A 19,981-nucleotide genomic window follows, 5' to 3' on the forward strand; every position below is an offset into this window, starting at 1 on the left:
GCGGCTATTCATGAAAACCCCCGTTTGGTTCCCCCAGAGTTTCTTCTCCCGCACCCTCTGGCTGGTGCTCATTGTCGTGCTCTTTTCCAAGGCGCTGACGTTGGTTTACCTGCTGATGAACGAAGACGTGCTGGTGGACCGCCAATACAGTCACGGCGTTGCCTTGACCTTGCGAGCCTACTGGGCGGCAGACGAAACCAATCGGGCGAAGATAGCCGAGGCGGCCACATTGATCCGGGTGGTCGGTGCCGGTGTGCCGGAAGGCGAGCAGCACTGGCCGTACAGCGAGATCTATCAGCGGCAGATGCAGGCCGAGCTGGGGGCCGACACCGAGGTACGATTACGCATGCACTCGCCGCCGGCCTTGTGGGTCCGCGCTCCCAGCCTGGGAGATGGTTGGCTGAAGGTTCCGCTGTACCCTCATCCGTTGCGTGGTCAGAAAATCTGGAACGTGCTGGGCTGGTTCCTGGCGATCGGCCTGTTATCGACGGCTTCGGCATGGATCTTCGTCAGCCAGCTCAACCAACCGCTCAAGCGCCTGGTCTACGCCGCCCGGCAGCTGGGGCAGGGGCGTAGCGTACGGCTGCCGATCAGCGACACGCCCAGTGAGATGACCGAGGTCTACCGCGCCTTCAACCAGATGGCGGAGGATGTCGAGCAGGCCGGACGCGAGCGTGAGCTGATGCTTGCGGGTGTCTCCCATGACTTGCGTACGCCCCTGACCCGATTGCGGCTTTCTTTGGAATTGATGGGCGAGCACACCGACCTGACCGACGAAATGGTCCGTGATATCGAGGACATGGACGCGATTCTCGACCAGTTCCTGGCGTTCATTCGAGACGGTCGTGATGAGTCGGTGGAAGAGGTCGACCTCAGCGACCTCGTTCGGGAGGTGGCTGCGCCCTATAACCAGAACGAAGAGAAGGTCCACCTGCGCCTGGAGCCGATCCAGCCGTTTCCGTTACGTCGCGTATCGATGAAGCGCTTGCTGAACAACCTGATTGGCAACGCCCTGAACCATGCCGGCACCGGTGTGGAGGTTGCTGCCTACGTATCGGGCGATACCAGCGCGCCCTACGTCGTGCTGAGCGTCATGGACCGAGGCGCCGGCATCGATCCCTCGGAGTTGGAGGCGATCTTCAATCCATTCACCCGGGGTGATCGGGCCCGGGGCGGTAAGGGCACTGGGCTGGGCCTGGCGATCGTCAAGCGTATCGCCTCGATGCACGGCGGCAACGTCGAGCTGCGCAACCGAGTCGGTGGCGGGCTGGAAGCGCGGGTGCGGCTGCCGTTGGGCTTGATGCTGCCTCGGGATGCGGTGTAGCGATTTCTTTCAGGTCAGGCAGAGGACCTGTGGGAGCGAGCTTGCTCGCGATAGCGGTGGATCAGCGAAGTTGATCTTGACTGACCCACCGCTATCGCGAGCAAGCTCGCTCCCACAGTGTTTGTAAATGGATTAACCCTTGCCCTTGGTCCGGGTCATGTTCGGCCCGCCATTCTTTTCCAGATGCTCGATGATGATCCCCGCCACGTTCTTGCTGGTGGTGGTCTCGATGCCTTCCAGGCCTGGCGAGGAGTTGACCTCCATCACCAGCGGTCCGTGATTGGATCGCAGGATGTCCACGCCAGCCACCGCCAGACCCATGACCTTGGCCGCACGCAGGGCGGTCATGCGTTCTTCCGGAGTGATCTTGATCAAACTGGCGCTACCGCCGCGATGCAGGTTGGAGCGAAATTCCCCTGGCTTGGCCTGGCGCTTCATCGAGGCGATCACCTTGTCGCCGACCACGAAGCAACGAATGTCCGCGCCGCCGGCTTCCTTGATGTACTCCTGGACCATGATGTTCTGCTTCAGGCCCATGAACGCTTCGATCACCGACTCCGCCGCCGTTGCGGTTTCACACAGCACCACGCCAATGCCCTGGGTGCCCTCCAGCACCTTGATCACCAGGGGCGCGCCATTGACCATCGCGATCAGGTCGGGGATGTCATCCGGCGAGTGGGCGAAACCGGTCACGGGCAAGCCGATACCGCGCCGAGACAGCAATTGCAGCGAGCGCAGCTTGTCTCGCGAGCGGGCAATCGCGACGGATTCATTGAGGGGATACACACCCATCATTTCGAACTGGCGCAGCACCGCACAACCGTAGAAGGTCACCGACGCGCCGATACGCGGGATCACCGCATCGAAGCCTTCCAGCGGTTTGCCGCGGTAATGGATCTGCGGCTTGTGGCTGGCAATGTTCATGTAGGCGCGCAGGGTATCGATCACCACCATTTCATGGCCACGTTCGGTCCCGGCTTCAACGAGACGACGAGTGGAATACAGACGCGGATTTCGCGACAGCACAGCGATCTTCATGCAACACCTGTGGCAGAGGTAGTGGACACCGGGAATGCCGGCTTGTCTTGAACGTATTTGATGCCTGGATTGACCACCAATTGGCCGTCAATCAAGGCTTTGGAACCCAGCAACAGGCGATAACGCATGGATTTGCGGCAGGCGAGGGTGAATTCGACCCGCCAGAACCGATCGCCCAGTGCCAACGTGGTGCTGATCACGTAGCGGACCTGGGCGTGGCCGTTGGAACTCTTGATGGTCTTGCGCGCCACCAGCGGCGCTTCGCAGCGGCGATGACGCAGTTGTACGACGGTGCCGAGGTGCGCGGTGAAGCGCACCCATTTTTCGCCGTCACGCTCGAACGGCTCGATGTCGGTGGCGTGCAGGCTGGAGGTGCTGGCGCCGGTGTCGATCTTCGCCCGCAGCCCTGCGACTCCCAGGTCCGGGAGCGCCACCCATTCGCGCAGACCGACAACGGTCAGATGGTCAAAAGTCTTCAATAAAAACAACCTGAAATTGGCACATCGGATAGCGGACTCCGCGAACCGCGGTATTCACGCAGAATAATCACAAAATGGCGACAGTTATCTACGTACTTGTTTGCAGGTGTAACCGATACCGACGCATGCCATGTGAACGGTAGGTTCGGCGGGCATTCTATCCGTCGGGATGGATTCGTGCGCCCGACAAAAACGGTAGTACAGTTCCAGCTATTCGTTAGAAAGAGGAATTCCAGTGGCACAAAAAAGCGAAGAGGATGACAAGGTCCGTCTCGATAAATGGTTGTGGGCGGCACGATTCTACAAGACCCGAGCCTTGGCCAAGGCCGCCATTGAAAGCGGCAAGGTCCATCACCGGGGCGAGCGATGCAAGCCTGGCAAAGAGCCACGTATTGGTGACGAATACGTCATCCGCACGGGCTTCGACGAAAAAACCATCATTGTCGAAGCCCTGTCCATCGTGCGTCGCGGCGCGCCGGAGGCTCAAACGCTATACCGCGAGACTGAAGCCAGTATCGCCAAGCGTGAAGCCGCAGCCGCACAACGCAAGGCCGGGGCCCTGGGCGTGAGCACCGATGGCAAGCCCAGCAAGAAGCAGCGGCGGGACCTGTTCAAGTTCCATGGAAGCAACAGCGAATAGAGCCTTGCTTGGAACCCACCCTGAATGCCCATAAAATGCCCGTCATCAATTGCCATCACCTCAGATACCAGACCCTATGACTGATTTGCCGGATACCGACTACACCCAACGTTTCATCTTCGATGACAGCGACGCCCGTGGCGAGCTGGTGGCGTTGGAGCGTAGCTACGCCGAAGTCCTCGCCAAGCACCCCTATCCGGAGCCGGTCGCGCAATTGCTCGGCGAGCTGATGGCGGCTGCGGCGCTGCTGGTCGGCACTTTGAAATTCGATGGCTTGCTGATTCTCCAGGCCCGTTCGGAAGGCCCGGTGCCACTGCTGATGATCGAATGCTCCAGCGAGCGAGAGATCCGTGGCCTGGCCCGTTATCACGCGGAGCAGATCGCGCCCGACGCGACCTTGGCCGACCTGATGCCCAACGGCGTGCTGGCCCTGACGGTCGACCCTAGTCACGGCAAGCGCTACCAAGGCATCGTCGATCTTGACGGCGCGACGCTGGCCGAATGCTTCACCAACTACTTCGTCATGTCCCAGCAGACCAACACTCGCTTCTGGCTCTATGCCGACGGGCGGCGCGCCCGTGGCTTGCTGCTGCAGCAATTGCCTGCCGACCGCATCCGTGATCCGGAAGAGCGCGACGCCAGCTGGCAACACGTCACCGCTCTGGCCAGCACGTTGAGCGCCGATGAATTGCTGGGGCTGGACAACGAAACCGTCCTGCATCGCCTGTACCACGAAGAGCAGGTTCGCCTGTTCGACGGTCAGCCGTTGCGCTTCAAATGCAGTTGCTCCCGTGAACGTTCCGGCAATGCGCTGGTCAGTCTGGGTCTGGAAGATGCGCAGCAACTGGTGATCGAGCATGGCGGCGCCATCGAGATCGATTGCCAGTTTTGCAATGAGCGCTACCTGTTCGACGCGGCGGACATCGCGCAATTGTTCGCCGGTGCGGGTGTCGACACACCGTCAGATACTCGTCACTAAATCGGTTCAGCGCAGGTAAATCTCCTGGCAAACGCCGGATTTACGCCGTACTGACGGGAGGGCCCTACTCTTTTTGGGGTTTTCTGGCATAATCCGGCCCACTTTTTTCGGGTAGTAGTGCGCGACTTCCTACTACAAAACGTTTGGAGCACTCGGCCACGGGCCGACGGGGAATCTCATGACGCAAGCCAATAACGCCGTGTACACCGATCTGAGTGTCGATGATCTGGTCAAAGAAGCCCTGAATCGCGGTGAAGGCGAGCTTGCCGATACTGGCGCGCTGGTTGTACGTACTGGTCATCGTACTGGTCGTTCGCCAGTCGACCGTTTCATCGTGGAAGAGCCAACCACCCAGGACGCCATCGCTTGGGGCCCGATCAACCGCAAGTTCCCGGCTGACAAGTTCGATGCCCTGTGGAACCGCGTCGCAGCCTATCTGGGCGAGCGCGAGCGTTTTGTTTCCCACGTGCATGTAGGCTCCGATCCTGCGCACTACCTGCCGGTCAAGATGACCACCGAGACCGCGTGGCACAACCTGTTCGGCCGCTGCCTGTTCATCAACCCCGAGCAATACAACGCCGGTGGCAAGGATGAGTGGCAGATCCTCAACGCGCCGAACTTCGTCTGCGAGCCTGAGCGCGATGGCACCAACTCCGACGGCACCGTGATCATCAACTTCGCGGCCAAGAAAGTATTGATCGCCGGCATGCGCTACGCCGGTGAGATGAAGAAAGCCCTGTTCTCCGTGCAGAACTTCCTGCTGCCGGCTGCCGACGTGCTGCCGATGCACTGCGCCGCGAACATGGGCGAAGAGGGCGACGTGACCTTGTTCTTCGGTCTGTCGGGCACCGGCAAGACCACCCTGTCCGCCGACGAGAGCCGTTACCTGATCGGTGACGACGAGCATGGCTGGGGCGTGGGCGTGGTCTTCAACATCGAAGGCGGTTGCTACGCCAAGTGCATCGACCTGTCCGAGAAGAACGAGCCGGTTATCTGGAAAGCCATCCAGCACGGCGCCGTACTGGAGAACGTGGTCCTGGACCCGGTCACCAAGAAAGCCGACTACGCCGATGACAGCCTGACCCAGAACAGCCGCGCCGCCTACCCGCGTGAGCTGATCGAAAAACGCGCACCGAAAAACCTCGGTGGCGAGCCGAACGCCGTGATCTTCCTGACCTGCGACCTGACTGGCGTACTGCCACCTGTGTCGATCCTCAGCGAAGAACAAGCCGCCTACCACTTCCTGTCCGGCTACACCGCGCTGGTGGGCTCGACCGAAATGGGTTCTGGTAGTGGCATCAAGTCGACCTTCTCCACCTGCTTCGGCGCGCCGTTCTTCCCGCGTCCGGCCGGTGAATACGCTGAGCTGCTGATCAAGCGCATCCGTGGTTTCGGCTCCAAGGTCTACCTGGTCAACACCGGCTGGACCGGCGGCGGCTATGGCGTCGGCAAGCGCTTCAACATCCCGACCACCCGTGCGGTGATCGCGGCGATCCAGAGCGGCGCGCTGATCGGTGCTGAAACCGAACACCTGGATATCATCAACCTGGACGTGCCGCTGGCTGTTCCGGGCGTCGAGACTGGCCTGTTGAACCCACGCAACACTTGGTCCGACAAGGCTGCCTACGACGAAGCCGCCAAGGCACTGGCCGGTCTGTTCATCGAGAACTTCAAGAAGTTCGAAGTGAGCGACGCGATCAAGGCAGCAGGTCCGCAGCTGTAAGGCTTGGCTGGTAAATGAAAAAGCCGCCCTTCGAGGGCGGCTTTTTTGTGTGCGACTATTTTGCTTCCAGCGCCTGTGTATCCCATCGCTGGGCCTTGATTGCCTTATAGAGCATGCCGATGGTCAGCGGCATTTTGTTTGCGCGCCCCTTGGCCCTGCGCTTTTGGAACACATCGAATCCTTCCGGTTGGAAATACCGATAAGCGTCATAGTCGACGAGCTCGATGGCGAACCGCTCCTCCAATGTTTCCATCAAGTGCCGGGCATCCGCGCCATCACAGCCCAGATCGTGATTGATCGCGGTCTCCAGGCGAAGGGTCTTGCGTTCCGGCAGGCCTATTTCTTCGTGGAGCAACTCCATGAGTTGGCGCATGACGGCGTCGTCGGGGAAGTCTGGGGCGAAATGCATGTTGGGGGATCCGGCTGGTAGGAATGGCAGGGCTGTACGGTAGGAAAGTTTAGGACGAAATCGTTTCTCAATAAAAAGAAGAAAGTTCTTACGCCAGACTCGGAGCTGTCTGGTGAGCATTTTTTCCGCTTGCTCGGTAAGGTTCGCCGCGCCGCTTGCATTGAGTTGGCGACGACCGAGCAAGGACGAGGGATGGCAAACGGAAAAAGCGATACTCCCCAAGTTTGGGAGTACCAAGGTGGTGACTGGCGCCACAGAGTCCTGCGGGATATGACTCCGGACGAGTTGGCAAAAAGAGACGCCGATTTTAAGGCCTATGAGGACATGCTCGCCCGACAAGAGGCCTACATGACCCAGCGACTGGGCCAGATACGCCAGAAGGAAGCACCGAGCATCAAAGGCTGTGTGTTCGCCAAGTCTTGCGAACTGCCCGATGCAATCATCGATTATCACAATCCAACCGGTTACATCCCGACGGAGATGCTGAGCGCTTATGGCGCCTTCACGTTGTTGGGCGGCCGAGAGGTAGACGCGTCAGGCTGCGTACCGCTGAAGACCATCAGCGGAGCGTTGCCCGCAAGTGTTGGCTCGCTGGCACTGGGTGGAACGGCGTTGGCCTCCCTTGGCGCTGGCGCGCTCACGGCGCCTGTGGTGGCGGGCGCGCTGGTCGGGTTGGTAGGGCTGCTGATCCCCTCGAACCTGGGCGATGGCTCGCTGTACACCGAAGAGCAATTGAGGTCGCTTGAGAAAGCACGCAGCCGGGTTCGCCTACACGTCGAAACCCAGGCTGACGGGACGCTTAAAGGGTACGGCTACAACACCCAGTCAAGACGCGACTGGGAAATGATCCCGGTGGTGACGTTCCAGACCCGCGGCGAGCAGCAAGTGGCAGACTTCGGCGATGGGGTCGAGTTGATCTGGACGCCGGCAGTGGACCCTTCCGCCACGTTGGGCATTCCTGCCCTGGAGGCTGCGCCACAGGCGCCGCGCATCTGGATCTTCCCGCCGACGCCCATGGCGGACAGCATCATCGTCAACCCGATTTATCCGCCGGAGTACAAGGACTTCATTCTTGTGTTTCCGGTGGGGGCTGGGGTTTCGCCGTTATATGTAGTTTTGAATGTTCGTCGCAAAGGGCTGCCGGAGGCTGCACATAAGTATCATCACGCACCCCAGACAAACGAAATTACGGGTTTCGCTGGTCTGACCGAAGTTAAAGCAAAGACTCCACGTCAAGGTGGCGGCGGTTTTCGGGAGCGTTGGATTGATGCTAAGGGCAGGAGGATTTATGAGTGGGACTCTAGCCACGGCGAGTTAGAAGTATATCGCTCAAGCGATGGGAGCCATCTCGGTGCATTTGATCACCTTACGGGTGAGCAAAAGAAAGAACGAATTCCGAAACGTAACATTAAGAAATATCTCTGAGGGCGCCATGGGTTTAAAAATCAGGCTGAGGTGGTTTGACAAGGTATCCGAGCTGTTGGTCGAGAAGGAGTATTCACAGGATTTCGGAAACGACTCCAAGATTCTGGATGAACTCAATATTCCTTTGGAAAACAATATTAATAACGGAAACTTTGATGTCGATGCCGAATGGGTTGAAATCCTTCAGCCACATTTCACGCATACTCTTGATTTGTCGAAGTACGACTATCAAATATCTTTTGATTATCGGGATGTCTGGTAAATGCGTAGGGGCAGACGGTAGGCTGGGCTTGTTAACTGAACAGGGTTCCAGGCGCATACGCCGTATCATCCAGTATCGTTTTCCCCCCGACCTTTTCTCGACTCGCTGCGTTGCCCGACTAGGCTTTGGGCTTCACAGCAGTCAAAGGAGCGACCGCTTATGCACAGCACCCTGGAGAAGGTCTTCGGTTATCCACAATTTCGCCCCGGTCAGGAGGCGGCCATCGGCGCGGTCCTTGCCGGTCGGTCGGCGGCGGCCATTTTTCCGACCGGATCCGGTAAGTCTCTCTGCTATCAATTGCCGTCGCTGCTATTGCCGCACCTGACGCTGGTGGTTTCGCCGCTGCTGGCGCTGATGCAGGACCAGCTGGCGTTCCTGAAGCGACACGGCATCGCCGCAGCCAGTATCGACTCGGCCCAGAGTCGCGACGAAGCCAGCGAGGCCATGGCGCGGGCCCGTTCGGGTGAGTTGAAGGTCCTGATGGTCTCGGTGGAGCGGCTGAAGAACGAGCGCTTTCGCAATTTCCTGGAGCAGGTGTCGATTTCGTTGCTGGTGGTGGATGAGGCTCACTGCATATCCGAATGGGGCCATAACTTTCGCCCCGATTATCTCAAGCTCCCCGACTACCAACGCCAGTTCAATATTCCTCAGGCACTGCTGTTGACGGCCACCGCGACACCGAAGGTCATCGTCGACATGCAGGCGAAGTTTGCCATCGCCGCCGATGACGTGGTGACCACTGGTTTCTACAGGCCCAACCTCAACCTGCTGGTCGAGCCTGTTCGCAGTGACGACAAGCGTGGGCGACTGCTGCAATGGTTAGGCGAACGTCCCGGGCAGTCGAGTATCGTCTACGTCACTTTGCAGCGAACCGCCGAGCAGGTTGCCGGGTACCTGAGTGAACACGGCATCAAGGCCGAGGCTTATCACGCCGGGCTGCCCCATGATCAGCGTGAAGCCATACAGCGGCGCTTCATGGGCGGGCAGTCTGACTGCATCGTCGCGACCATCGCGTTCGGCATGGGAATCGACAAAAGCGATATCCGCAACGTGGTCCATTTCGACTTGCCGAAGTCCATCGAGAACTACAGCCAGGAAATCGGTCGGGCAGGGCGGGACGGGCAGCCGTCCGATTGCCTGGTATTGGCTAACCGCGACAGTCTCAACATCCTGGAGAATTTCGTCTATGGCGATACACCGGAGCTTTCCGGCATCCGTTGTGTGCTTGATGAGCTGAAAGCCACCGCCCGGGATGAGCAATGGGAGTTCTTGCTGGGACCGTTGGCGGACCAGAGCAACATCCGGCAATTGCCGCTCAAGACGCTGCTGGTCCAGCTGGAGCTGCGCCGGCTGATCGCGCCGCGTTACGCCTATTACGCGGAATATCGCTTCAAGTTCCTGACCGAGCCGCAGGCACTGCTGGAGCAGTTCGAGGGTGAGCGAAGGGATTTTGTTTCGGCGATCATCCAGACCTCCAGCCGTGCTCGAACTTGGGCAACGGTGAATTTCGAGGAGATGTACCAACAGTATCGGGCCGAGCGTGATCGCGTGGTCAAGGCGCTGGATTATTTCCAGGAAAAGGGCTGGATCGAGCTTGAAAGCAAGCAGATGACGGAGGTCTACAACGTCCTTGAGGCGGACTTCGATTCCCAGGCCTTGAGCGTCGAGCTACACGCCAATTTCACCCAGCATGAGGAAACGGAAATCTCCAGGATTCACGCCATGCTCGAGTTATTCGCCACGGACCGCTGCCTCGGTTATCGACTGGCCGAATACTTTGGCGACAAAAACGCGCCGCGCCAATGTGGACACTGTTCCGTATGCCATGGACAGGTCGCGCACCTGCCGGAACCGCCATCCCTACCGCCGCTTGGGGATAGAAATTTCGAGACCCTGTGCGGGAATTTTATCCACAGGCATGAACAGCGCACGGGTAATGTCCCTTCTGCCGAGCAGATGACCCGGTTTCTCTGCGGAATCAGCGTACCGCTGTTTACCAAGCTAAAGGCTCGCCAGATCCTCGGATATGCTGCGCTGCAAGCGTATCCCTACGCTGAGGTTCGGCGTTGGTCGCAGGCACATCTTTGAGCTGCATCCATCCGCTGAATACCCGGCATCACACGAATAAATTTCAAAAATAGTCGGTGGCTGACTATGGTGAAGCAGTCTTTGGATCGCCAACAAGAGAGCAAACATGAGCCAGACATCCTTCGATATCCAGCGTGCCGCCGTTGTCGGTGCGGGGACCATGGGCCGCGGCATCGTGATGTGCCTGGCCAACGCCGGCGTCGCCGTGCAGTGGGTCGATAATAATCCGCAAATGCTGGAGCAGGCGTTGGTCACGGTGGCCGATACCTACGCCCATAACGTACGTCAGGGGCGTCTTGAACAAAGCGAAGCCGACGCCCGTATCGCCCGGATAACGCGGGCCGATGACTATGCGGCGATCCGCAATGTGGACATGGTTATCGAAGCGGTGTACGAGAATCTCGAACTCAAGCAGAAGATATTTCGTGAGCTGGACGGCATGCTCAAGCCCGAGGCGATTCTGGCAAGCAATACCTCGGCACTGGATATCGATGCGATAGCCGCGGCTACGCGTCGGCCAACTCAGGTGCTGGGCCTGCATTTCTTCAGCCCGGCGCACATCATGAAGCTGCTGGAAATCGTTCGCGGCGCACAGACGTCGAAAGCTGTTTTGGATGCAGCCTTGGCGCTGGGCAAGCGCATGGGCAAGGTCAGCGTGGTATCGGGTAATTGCCACGGCTTTATCGGCAACCGGATGCTTCATCCCTACGCGCTGGAAGCACGCAAGATGTTGTTGGAGGGTGCGTTTCCCCATCAGGTCGATGCGGCGTTGCAGGGCTTTGGTTTCGCCATGGGACCGTTTCGCATGTACGACGTGGTCGGGATCGATCTGGAATGGCGTGCGCGGGAACTGGCGGGCCGGGGCCAGGACGCGCCTGAGGTGCAGGTGGATAACCGTCTGTGCGAATTGGGCCGGTTCGGCCAGAAAAGTGGCAACGGTTATTACCACTATGAGCCGGGCAGTCGACAGGCTGAGCACGATGTAGAGGTCGATGCGCTGGTGCAGCGGGTCAGCGAGGAGCTGGGTTTCCAGCGGCGTGACATCGGCGCCGAGGAAATCCTCGAGCGCTGCTTGCTGGCACTGGTCAACGAAGGTGCGAAAATCCTCCAGGAAGGCATTGCCGAGTCGTCCCATGACATCGATCTGGTGTACCTCAATGGCTATGGTTTTCCGGCGGACAAGGGCGGCCCGATGGCCTGGGCTGACCAGCAAGGCCTCGAGGACATCCATGCGCGCCTGGTGGACCTCGAAACGAAGCAGGGGGACCAATGGAAGCCTGCGCGCCTGATTGCGGAACTGGCCGCCCAAGGCAAGGGTTTCTCGCAACGATAGCGCGTTACCCTGTGCCATCCCAACAGCGCATGACCAAGGACAAGCGATGCCTCAACGCACCGAGTACTTCCATTTCCAGCCGGTGACGACACGCTGGCACGACAACGATGTGTACGGCCACGTCAACAACGTCACCTACTACAGCTTTTTCGATACGGCGGTGAATACCTACCTGATCGAAACCGGCGGTCTGGATATCCACGAAGGCGAAGTGGTGGGCTTCGTGGTGAGTTCAGCTTGCGACTATTTTGCGTCGATCGCTTTTCCGGATCGGATCGAGGTCGGCCTGCGGGTCGGCAAGCTGGGCAACAGTTCAGTGCAATACGAGCTGGCGGTGTTCAAGGAGGGCGAGGACGAGGCCTGTGCGGCGGGGCGCTTCGTGCATGTGTTCGTGGATCGAGCATCGAATCGGCCCGTGGCGATTCCGGATCGGCTGCGCGCGGCGCTGGAGCCTTTGGTAGCCTGAAACGAAAAATCGCAGCCTCCGGTCAGTCTCAGTAGAGAAAGCCGAAGGCTGCGATCACTTAACGGTCGGTGTTGAACCAGCCGTCAGTCAATCGTGATAGCGATGTTTGTGCTTGTGCTTGCGATGGCCGTAGGCATGACCGCGACCTGGGTGGCCATCGCGGTAGTAGCGGCGATCACCACGGCGACCTTCATAACGGTCGTCATCGTCGTCCTTGCCCATGTAGTTACCCAGTGCGCCACCGGCACCACCGCCTGCTGCGGCACCGATCAGGCTGCCGGTGGTGCCGCCTACGCTGCGGCCAACCACGTTACCGCCGGCTGCGCCCAGCGCACCGCCGATTGCCGCTTCCCCGCGGCTGTGTCTGTCTGCACCGACTGCGCTACCGCCTGCGCCGCCCAGGGCTGCGCCGATAGTGGAGCCGGTATTGCCGCCCAGGGACTGGCCGACGACCGAACCCAAAACCCCGCCCAATGCGCCGCCTACACCCGCTTCGGCGGTACCGCCGGCAGACGCGACGCCACTGACCAGGCCAAGGGACAACAAGAGAATGGAGGAGAACTTCATAGAGGAGCCTCAAAGGGATGACGGCGCGATCCTGAGGCTGGCTTCGCTTGGTTACAATCGAAATCCGACGAGTAACACGACTTGTGCACAATTCTCTAAGTAACTGTTTTTAGTGCGGAACTTACTCTAGTTTCGCCGGTCTTTAGCTACTTCAGACAGGCCGTTTTCATTGGAAAACGGCCTTTTTTTTGGGTGTCTGAAAGTGCCCGGCAGGGCCAGTTGATCCCTCAGGATCGGTTCAAGCCGACTTGGCCATGATCAACCCGTTCTCGCTTGCCGCTTCCAGACGAATCGCCACGAACTTCGAGGTCGGGGTGTGGCTGCCGTCACCAGTGCTTTCCAGCGGCACCAACGGATTCACTTCCGGGTAGTAGGCGGCGGCTTGTCCGGCCGGGATGTCGAAGGCCAGCAGGGTAAAACCCTTGACCCGCCGCTCGCGTCCGTCATCCCAAAGCGAGACGATATCGGCCTTCTGCCCGGGCTTGAAGCCCAGGCGGATGATGTCCGCTTCGTTGACGAACAATACGTCACGCTGGCCCTTCACTCCGCGATAGCGATCGTCGAGACCATATATGGTGGTGTTGTACTGGTCGTGGGAGCGCATGGATTGCAGGATCAGGTCCGGCAATTGCCCTGTGGCACGGGTCCGCTCGTGGAGCAGGTCGGTCGGCAACATGTTGGGCTTGAAGTTGGCGCGGCCCGACGGTGTGTTCCAGCGACGGGCACCGGCACTGTTGCCCAGATAGAAGCCACCAGGGTTCTTGAGCTTCTCGTTGAAGTCCTTGAAGCCTGGGATGGTTTCGGCGATCAGGTCGCGGATGCGGCTGTAGTCGGCCACGAGCCAGTTCCAATCCACCGGACGGCTGCCCAGCGTAGCGGCAGCGATGCCGGCCACGATCCAGGGCTCGGAGCGCATCTGGTTCGACAGCGGCTGCAGTTGGCCGTTGGAGGCGTGAACCATGCTGAACGAATCTTCCACAGTCACGGCCTGGGAGCCTTCGGCTTGCAGGTCGATGTCGGTGCGACCCAGGCACGGCAGGATCAACGCATCCTTGCCGTGGGCCAAGTGGCTGCGGTTGAGCTTGGTGCTGATCTGTACGGTCAGGTCGCAGTTGCGCAGGGCATGGAAGGTCCGGTGGCTGTCCGGAGTTGCCTGGGCAAAGTTGCCACCCAGGGCGATGAATACTTTTGCCCGGCCTTCGGCCATGGCGTGGATCGCCTCGACCACGTTATGACCGTTTTCGCGCGGCACCTTGAACTGGAAACGCCGCTCCAGTGCGTCGAGGAATGCAACGGGCGGACGCTCGTTGATGCCCATGGTCCGGTCGCCCTGCACGTTACTGTGCCCTCGCACCGGGCAGAGCCCCGCGCCTGGCTTGCCGATGTTGCCGCGCAGCATCATCAGGTTGGCGATTTCCTGGATGGTCGCGACGGAATGGCGGTGCTGGGTGATGCCCATCGCCCAGCACATGATCACGTTGTTGGCCTTGGCATACATGCGCGCGGCCTGCTCGATCTCGGCCAGGGTCAGGCCTGATTGCTGGGCGATCTGTTCCCATGGGGTGTCATCGACGACCGCCAGGTACTCCAGGACGTTGGTGCTGTGTTCGTTGAGGAACCCATGGTCGAATACCGCGGGGCCACCGCTGTTCTGCGCTTCACGCTCCCATTGCAGCAGGAACTTGGCCATGCCGCGCAGCACCGCCATGTCACCGCCCAGGGCTGGACGGAAATACGCGGTGTTGGTGGGTTTATCACCGTTGGTGAGCATTTCCAGCGGGTGCTGTGGATGCTGGAAGCGCTCCAGGCCACGCTCTTTCAAAGGGTTGATGCAGACTACTTGGGCGCCACGCTTCACGGCTTCGCGCAGCGGTTCGAGCATCCGTGGGTGGTTGGTGCCGGGGTTCTGGCCCCAGACGAAGATCGCATCGGCGTGCTCGAAATCGTCAAAGGTTACCGTGCCTTTGCCGACGCCCACGCTCTGGGACAAGGCCACGCCGCTGGCTTCATGGCACATGTTCGAACAGTCGGGGAAATTGTTGGTGCCATACGCACGCACGAACAGTTGATACAGATAGGCTGCCTCGTTGCTCGCCCGGCCCGAGGTGTAGAACTCGGCTTGGTTCGGGTTGGACAGCCCCTGCAGATGTTTGCCGATCAAGGCAAATGCCGCATCCCAACTGATGGGTTTGTAGCGGTCGGTCTGCGCGTCGTATTGCATCGGCTCCGTCAGGCGTCCCTGATATTCCAGCCAATAGTCACTTTGCTCCAGCAACGACGTCACGCTGTGTTTGGCAAAAAAAGCGGCGTCGACACGGCGTTTGGTCGCTTCCCAGTTCACCGCTTTCGCGCCGTTCTCACAGAACTTCACCATGCCGCTTTCCGGCGAGTCACCCCAAGCGCAGCCGGGGCAATCGAAGCCACCGTTCTGGTTGGTCTTGAGCATCATGCGAATGTTTTTCAGCGCGTTATCGCTGGTCAGCCAGGCCTGGGCGACACTGATCAGCGCGCCCCAACCACCGGCCGGGCCCTTGTAGGGTTTGTAGCGCGGTGCGGGTTTCTGGTTGGCTTGTTGATAGTTGCTCACGCTTGTTTCTCCATCGCAGGGCTGTAGACCCGCGGCGCACTTTTTTGCGGCAGGTGGATGAGGTTGAGGTTGTGTTGGCGGGCCCATTGAACGGCGAGGCCCGTGGGCGACGACAGGCTGACCAGAGTCTGGATGCCTGCACGCAATACTTTCTGGATCAGTTCCAGGCTGCAACGGCTGGTGACGATCGCCACGCCGCCGGCCACTGGGATTTGTTGCCGGATCAACGCGCCGATCAATTTATCGAGGGCGTTGTGCCGGCCAATGTCTTCGCGGCCCATCAGCAACTCGCCGTCGGCGTTCATGAACAAGGCTGCATGGACGGCGCCACAATGCTGGCCCAAGGGCTGGAACTGGCTGATCCGTTGACGCAGGCCATCGAGCCATTGCGCCGGTGGCAGCGGTGCCCCGGGCAGCGCCTTGAGGTCGGGTAGCGCCTGTTCCACGGCTTCCACGCCACAAAGACCGCAGCCACTGGTGCCGGCCATCTGGCGACGTTGCTGCTTGAGATTCCAGAAGGCGCGATTGGCGATAGTGACCTGTGCATAGTGGGCGGAACCGGCGCCGCTCAGTTGCAAGTCATAGATGTCCGCTGGGTCTTCGATGATGCCGCTGCCAAGGCTGAACCCGACGATGAAATCTTCAAGATCGGTTGGCGTGACCAGCATCACCGCTTGGCTGATGCCGTTATAGGCGATGGCCAACGCCACTTCCTCGGCCAGCGCGGCGCTGTCCGATTCGGAGTGGTCCAGGTTGCAATAGCGATAGCTCTGGCTGGCGGCTGGCGTGGAAGATTCCACGTCAGTCGCAGGACAGACCGGAGGCTTGTCGTTCATGGGCATCACTGAAAGTAGGAATAGTGCTAAGACTAAATGCGGCAATCTGCCACGTCTAATCGCTATTACTGATCCTTCAATAGATGACGTCGATCAAGGAAAGGTTATTGATTTCTGGTAAAGGGCGAAACAAGCCTCCGCCAACGCCGATCGCGGAGCCCCTCGCCGCATGATCAGCCCAAGCGGAACGAGGGTTTGCGCGTTTTCGATGGGCTGGATACGCAAATCATCGGTCAGGACGTTCAGCCCACTCTCCAACGGGACCACCGCGCAGCACAATCCGCCATGAACAGCTTGCAACAATTGATGCACGGCGTCGGTTTGCAGCAACGGTTGGGGTGCAAGCCCCCGGCTGTGGAACGCATGATCGATTGATTGGCGAAAATGCATGCCGCTGGTGAGCATGCCAAGGGGTAGTTCAACCAGCGATTCCCACCTCAGCGGTTCTTCGCCAAAAAAGAAAAAACGCTGGTCGTACAGCAGGCCCATGCGGGTATGACTGAACGGCAAGGCTTCGAAGCGCTCGTTATCCAGGCGTTCCAGGTAGGAGATTCCCAGGTCGATGCGGTTGTTCGCCAGTTGTTCGAGGATGCGCTCGGAACTCAAGGACGACAATTCGAAACGCAGGCTGGGATGTTCGGTATGCAGGCGCTGCATCATCGTCAACGGGTCGAAATCCGACAATGGCACCACGCCCAGGCGCAGCGTACCGACCAGATTGCCCCGGCAAGCCGCCGCTTCCGCCTGGAGCCCGTCATAGGCCGCCAGCACCGTGCGCGCCCAAGCCAGCACCCGTTCGCCCGGTGCGGTAAAGCCCTCGAAACGCTGGCCGCGGTTGACCAGCGGCAAGCCCAGCTCTTCTTCGAGGCTGCGCAAACGCATCGACAGGGTGGGTTGGGTGATGTGACAACGGGCGGCAGCCTGGCCGAAGTGGCGGGTTTCGTCGAGCGCGATCAGGAATTTCAGCTGCTTGATGTCCATCTTCGCTCCTGGGTACGGGAAGATTGGATTCTAGCGCTTTGGACGTGGTGGGGTCATTGATCGGTTGGGAGGCAGGCTCGGTGGGCTTGGTCTAGGCTTTGCGTCTGGACATTCAATTCCAAGGAGCATTTGCCATGAGTATTTTTAGTTTCGTGAAGGAAGCAGGCGAAAAACTAATCGATCTCCTGACCCCCGGCAATGCTAACGCCAGTGAGCAATTGAAGGCGCACATCAGTAAAGTCGGGCTGGGCAACCCCAATGTCCAAGCGACCGTTGAGGGTGACAAGGTCATCGTGACCGGTGAAGTCGCGAGCCAGGAAGAGAAAGAAAAAATCCTGCTGGCTGTGGGCAATATCCAAGGCGTCGGCAGTGTTGACGATCAGATAACCGTGACGGGGCCGGTAGCGCAGGCCGCACGTTTCGTGACGGTGAAAAAGGGTGACACGCTCAGCGCCATATCCAAGGCCGAATACGGCGACGCCAACCAGTACAACAAGATCTTTGAAGCCAACAAGCCGATGCTCAAGCACCCAGACAAGATCTATCCGGGGCAGGTGCTGCGTATTCCGGAATAGACTGCCGCATTTGCGGCGCCTTCATCGCGAGCAAGCTCGCTCCCACAATGGTTTCGCGGCGAACCAAAAGCCTCTGTGGGAGCGAGCTTGCTCGCGATGAAGGCAGACAGTTCAAAGCCCGGCAATCAAATCCCGATAATCCCCGACCGCGTCAAATTCCCCCGTGTCCTTTGGCCCCTTGCGGCTGTCCGGCTCGCTCACCGCCAGCAGATGCGCGACGCCAAAATCCCGGGCGCTGCGCAATACCGGCAACGTATCGTCAATGAACAGGCTGCGAGCGGGGTCGAAATCCAGATCGGCCCGCAGGGCGTCCCAGAATTGCGGGTTTTCCTTGGGGAAACCGTAATCGTGAGAGCTGATCAAGCGTTCGAAATATGGGGCGAGTTCGATACGCTCCAGTTTCAAGGACAGCGAGTCGCGATGGGCATTGGTGATCATCACGACGCGTTTGCCGGCCTTTTTGATCGCCGCCAGGAATGTATCGGCATCCGTGCGCAGGGCGATCAGGTGGGCGGTTTCCAGTTTCAACTCGCGCACCGGCAGCTTCAACTCGGCGCTCCAGAAATCCAGGCAGTACCATTGCAGCTGGCCGGCGTTGCGCTCGAACAACGGCTGCAGTTCCATCTCGGCCATTGCGCGGCTGACGCCATGCAGTTCGGCATAGCGCTGGGGCAGATGTTCCATCCAGAAATGGTTGTCGTAGTGCAGGTCCAGCAGGGTGCCGTCCATGTCCAGCAGGACCGTGTCGATCTCATGCCAAGGCAACAAGGCCATAAAACTTCTCCAGCGGTAATCGAATATCCGACACAAACAATCAGAATAGGCCGGGTATAGTAGCCCGCTATCGCCCAGGGAGCCGTTTATGCGCCAGAAACCCACCATACTCGACCGACGGATCGTCGCCACCAGCCGCCTGTTTTGCGTGGAGGAAATGAAACTGCGTTTTTCCAATGGCGTGGAGCGCACCTATGAGCGGCTGGCAAGCAAGGGCCCAGGCTACGGCGCGGTGATGATCGTGGCGATGCTCGACAGCGACCATGCGGTGTTGGTGGAAGAATATTGCGGCGGCACCGATGCCTACGAACTGTCCCTGCCCAAAGGGTTGATCGAGCCAGGGGAGGACGTGCTGGCGGCGGCCGAGCGCGAGCTCAAGGAAGAGGCCGGTTTTGGCGCGCGACAACTGGAGCACTTGACCGAATTATCGTTGTCGCCTGGCTACATGAGTCAAAAGATCCAAGTGGTGCTGGCGACCGATTTGTATGAAGAACGGCTGGAGGGCGACGAGCCCGAGCCGATGAGGGTGGACAAGATCAACCTGGGCGAACTCTCTGCCCTTGCGCAAAACCCACAATTTACCGAGGGCCGAGCGCTGGCGGCGTTGTACCTGGCTCGCGACCTGCTGACTCAACGTGGAGCCTATCTGCCATGAACTTTCCCCATCCCCTGATGGCCCCCGTGATCGAGTTGGCGCTCAAGGCCGGCGCGGCGATCCTGCCGTTCTGGCGCGCCAATGTGGAAGTCGTGCACAAAGCTGACGAATCACCGGTAACCGCTGCCGACATGGCTGCTCACGACATCATCGTGGCTGGGCTGACCACCCTGGCGGCAGATATCCCGATCCTTTCCGAAGAGGATGCGAATATCGCGCAAAGCGTCCGGGCGACCTGGAAACGCTGGTGGCTGGTGGACCCGCTGGACGGAACCAAGGAATTCATCTCCGGCAGTGAAGAGTTCACCGTCAATATCGCCTTGATCGAAAACGGTCGGGTCGTATTCGGCGTAGTCTCGATGCCCACCAATGGTCGCTTCTATGTCGGCGGCACGGGCCTGGGCGCCTGGCGCGGCGACAGGGACGCCGAGCCTTTGCCCATCGCGGTGCGTAACGAATTGGCGCCTGGGGATGCGTTTACCGTGGTCGCCAGTCGGCGCCACACCAGCCCGGAGCAGGAGCGCCTGTTGGCCGGCTTGAGCGAGAGCCTTGGCGTCTTGCAACTGGCCAACATCGGCAGTTCGCTGAAGTTCTGCTTGCTGGCTGAAGGTGCTGCCGATTGTTATCCGCGCCTGGCGCCAACGTCCCAGTGGGACACCGCCGCTGCCCAGGGTGTGTTGGAAGGGGCGGGTGGCGAGGTAATGGACTTGGGCGGCGAACCGTTCTGCTATCCGCCGCGGGAGTCGCTGTTGAATGCGTCCTTCCTGGCGTTGCCGGCGAAGGCTGCATGGCGTGGGAAATTGTTGGAGCTTGCTCGCGCCTAGGATCAGATTCCCTGGC

20 protein-coding genes are annotated in these 19,981 nt (G+C 59.7%); 12 read left to right on the top strand and 8 right to left on the bottom strand.

Annotated features, from left to right (window positions below; all coding sequences use genetic code 11):
- Positions 1-10: 10 nt before the first annotated feature.
- Positions 11-1,324 (top strand): ATP-binding protein, encoded by a 1,314-nt coding sequence (locus J3P79_RS01535; RefSeq protein WP_039592640.1) that lies wholly within the window; start codon positions 11-13, stop codon positions 1,322-1,324.
- A 132-nt stretch (positions 1,325-1,456) separates the two neighbouring features.
- Here the strand turns inward: J3P79_RS01535 and rimK are convergent, their stop codons facing one another.
- Both rimK and J3P79_RS01545 read right to left on the bottom strand, forming a co-directional pair.
- Positions 1,457-2,362, bottom strand: a complete 906-nt coding sequence (gene rimK, locus J3P79_RS01540) for a 30S ribosomal protein S6--L-glutamate ligase (protein WP_215003541.1) — start codon at positions 2,360-2,362, stop codon at positions 1,457-1,459.
- Positions 2,359-2,781, bottom strand: a complete 423-nt coding sequence (locus tag J3P79_RS01545) for an ATP-dependent zinc protease family protein (RefSeq protein ID WP_230633425.1) — start codon at positions 2,779-2,781, stop codon at positions 2,359-2,361. Before J3P79_RS01545 ends, rimK begins: the two co-directional genes overlap by 4 nt.
- 295 nt (positions 2,782-3,076) lie before the next feature.
- Here J3P79_RS01545 and J3P79_RS01550 point away from each other — a divergent pair, with 295 nt between their 5' ends.
- The 3 genes from J3P79_RS01550 (at position 3,077) to J3P79_RS01560 (ending at position 6,183) form a co-directional block, all read left to right on the top strand.
- Positions 3,077-3,481, top strand: coding sequence for an RNA-binding S4 domain-containing protein (locus J3P79_RS01550; protein ID WP_434607613.1), 405 nt, complete (start codon positions 3,077-3,079; stop codon positions 3,479-3,481).
- Positions 3,482-3,557: 76 nt separating this feature from the next.
- Positions 3,558-4,460, top strand: a complete 903-nt coding sequence (gene hslO, locus J3P79_RS01555) for an Hsp33 family molecular chaperone HslO (RefSeq protein ID WP_039592643.1) — start codon at positions 3,558-3,560, stop codon at positions 4,458-4,460.
- A 178-nt stretch (positions 4,461-4,638) separates the two neighbouring features.
- Positions 4,639-6,183 (top strand): phosphoenolpyruvate carboxykinase, encoded by a 1,545-nt coding sequence (locus J3P79_RS01560; protein WP_434607616.1) that lies wholly within the window; start codon positions 4,639-4,641, stop codon positions 6,181-6,183.
- 55 nt (positions 6,184-6,238) lie between these two features.
- On the opposite strand, the gene J3P79_RS01565 is transcribed toward J3P79_RS01560, so the two are convergent.
- A complete protein-coding gene (locus tag J3P79_RS01565) occupies positions 6,239-6,592 on the bottom strand; it encodes a DUF1493 family protein (RefSeq protein WP_434607618.1) in 354 nt (117 codons plus the stop codon).
- A 192-nt stretch (positions 6,593-6,784) separates the two neighbouring features.
- Here J3P79_RS01565 and J3P79_RS01570 point away from each other — a divergent pair, with 192 nt between their 5' ends.
- The 5 genes from J3P79_RS01570 to J3P79_RS01590 all read left to right on the top strand — a co-directional run bounded on the left by J3P79_RS01570 (position 6,785) and on the right by J3P79_RS01590 (position 12,166).
- Positions 6,785-8,017, top strand: coding sequence for a colicin E3/pyocin S6 family cytotoxin (locus tag J3P79_RS01570; RefSeq protein ID WP_434607619.1), 1,233 nt, complete (start codon positions 6,785-6,787; stop codon positions 8,015-8,017).
- A 7-nt stretch (positions 8,018-8,024) separates the two neighbouring features.
- Positions 8,025-8,279, top strand: coding sequence for a colicin E3-like toxin immunity protein (locus J3P79_RS01575; RefSeq protein WP_434607620.1), 255 nt, complete (start codon positions 8,025-8,027; stop codon positions 8,277-8,279).
- Between the two features lie 159 nt (positions 8,280-8,438).
- Positions 8,439-10,367: a RecQ family ATP-dependent DNA helicase gene (locus tag J3P79_RS01580; protein ID WP_434607622.1), complete on the top strand. Its 1,929-nt coding sequence runs from the start codon at positions 8,439-8,441 to the stop codon at positions 10,365-10,367.
- Between the two features lie 106 nt (positions 10,368-10,473).
- Positions 10,474-11,700 carry a 3-hydroxyacyl-CoA dehydrogenase NAD-binding domain-containing protein gene (locus tag J3P79_RS01585; RefSeq protein ID WP_434607623.1) on the top strand — a complete coding sequence of 409 codons (1,227 nt, stop codon included), beginning with the start codon at positions 10,474-10,476 and terminating at the stop codon, positions 11,698-11,700.
- A gap of 46 nt (positions 11,701-11,746) precedes the next feature.
- A complete protein-coding gene (locus J3P79_RS01590; RefSeq protein WP_434607625.1) occupies positions 11,747-12,166 on the top strand; it encodes an acyl-CoA thioesterase in 420 nt (139 codons plus the stop codon).
- An 87-nt stretch (positions 12,167-12,253) separates the two neighbouring features.
- Here the strand turns inward: J3P79_RS01590 and J3P79_RS01595 are convergent, their stop codons facing one another.
- The 4 genes from J3P79_RS01595 to J3P79_RS01610 form a co-directional block, all read right to left on the bottom strand.
- Positions 12,254-12,733 (bottom strand): glycine zipper domain-containing protein, encoded by a 480-nt coding sequence (locus J3P79_RS01595; RefSeq protein WP_434607627.1) that lies wholly within the window; start codon positions 12,731-12,733, stop codon positions 12,254-12,256.
- 238 nt (positions 12,734-12,971) lie between these two features.
- Positions 12,972-15,320 (bottom strand): FdhF/YdeP family oxidoreductase, encoded by a 2,349-nt coding sequence (locus J3P79_RS01600; RefSeq protein WP_434607629.1) that lies wholly within the window; start codon positions 15,318-15,320, stop codon positions 12,972-12,974.
- Positions 15,317-16,156, bottom strand: a complete 840-nt coding sequence (fdhD, locus tag J3P79_RS01605) for a formate dehydrogenase accessory sulfurtransferase FdhD (protein ID WP_434607631.1) — start codon at positions 16,154-16,156, stop codon at positions 15,317-15,319. Before fdhD ends, J3P79_RS01600 begins: the two co-directional genes overlap by 4 nt.
- A 93-nt stretch (positions 16,157-16,249) precedes the next feature.
- Positions 16,250-17,137 (bottom strand): LysR family transcriptional regulator, encoded by an 888-nt coding sequence (locus J3P79_RS01610; RefSeq protein ID WP_434607633.1) that lies wholly within the window; start codon positions 17,135-17,137, stop codon positions 16,250-16,252.
- Between the two features lie 134 nt (positions 17,138-17,271).
- Here J3P79_RS01610 and lysM point away from each other — a divergent pair, with 134 nt between their 5' ends.
- Positions 17,272-17,712 (top strand): peptidoglycan-binding protein LysM, encoded by a 441-nt coding sequence (gene lysM, locus J3P79_RS01615; RefSeq protein WP_434607634.1) that lies wholly within the window; start codon positions 17,272-17,274, stop codon positions 17,710-17,712.
- Positions 17,713-17,823: 111 nt separating this feature from the next.
- Here lysM and yrfG read toward each other — a convergent pair whose 3' ends face one another.
- On the bottom strand, positions 17,824-18,486 hold the full coding sequence (gene yrfG / locus J3P79_RS01620) for a GMP/IMP nucleotidase (protein WP_434607636.1): 663 nt from the start codon (positions 18,484-18,486) through the stop codon (positions 17,824-17,826).
- An 88-nt stretch (positions 18,487-18,574) separates the two neighbouring features.
- Here yrfG and nudE point away from each other — a divergent pair, with 88 nt between their 5' ends.
- Both nudE and cysQ read left to right on the top strand, forming a co-directional pair.
- Positions 18,575-19,141, top strand: coding sequence for an ADP compounds hydrolase NudE (nudE, locus tag J3P79_RS01625; RefSeq protein WP_434607637.1), 567 nt, complete (start codon positions 18,575-18,577; stop codon positions 19,139-19,141).
- The gene (cysQ, locus tag J3P79_RS01630; RefSeq protein WP_434607639.1) at positions 19,138-19,965 is read left to right on the top strand and encodes a 3'(2'),5'-bisphosphate nucleotidase CysQ; all 828 of its coding nucleotides are present in this window, start codon (positions 19,138-19,140) and stop codon (positions 19,963-19,965) included. Before nudE ends, cysQ begins: the two co-directional genes overlap by 4 nt.
- The last annotated feature ends 16 nt before the right edge of the window (positions 19,966-19,981 follow it).

The organism is Pseudomonas sp. R1-7 (assembly GCF_051132105.1).
Classification (GTDB): Bacteria; Pseudomonadota; Gammaproteobacteria; order Pseudomonadales; family Pseudomonadaceae; genus Aquipseudomonas.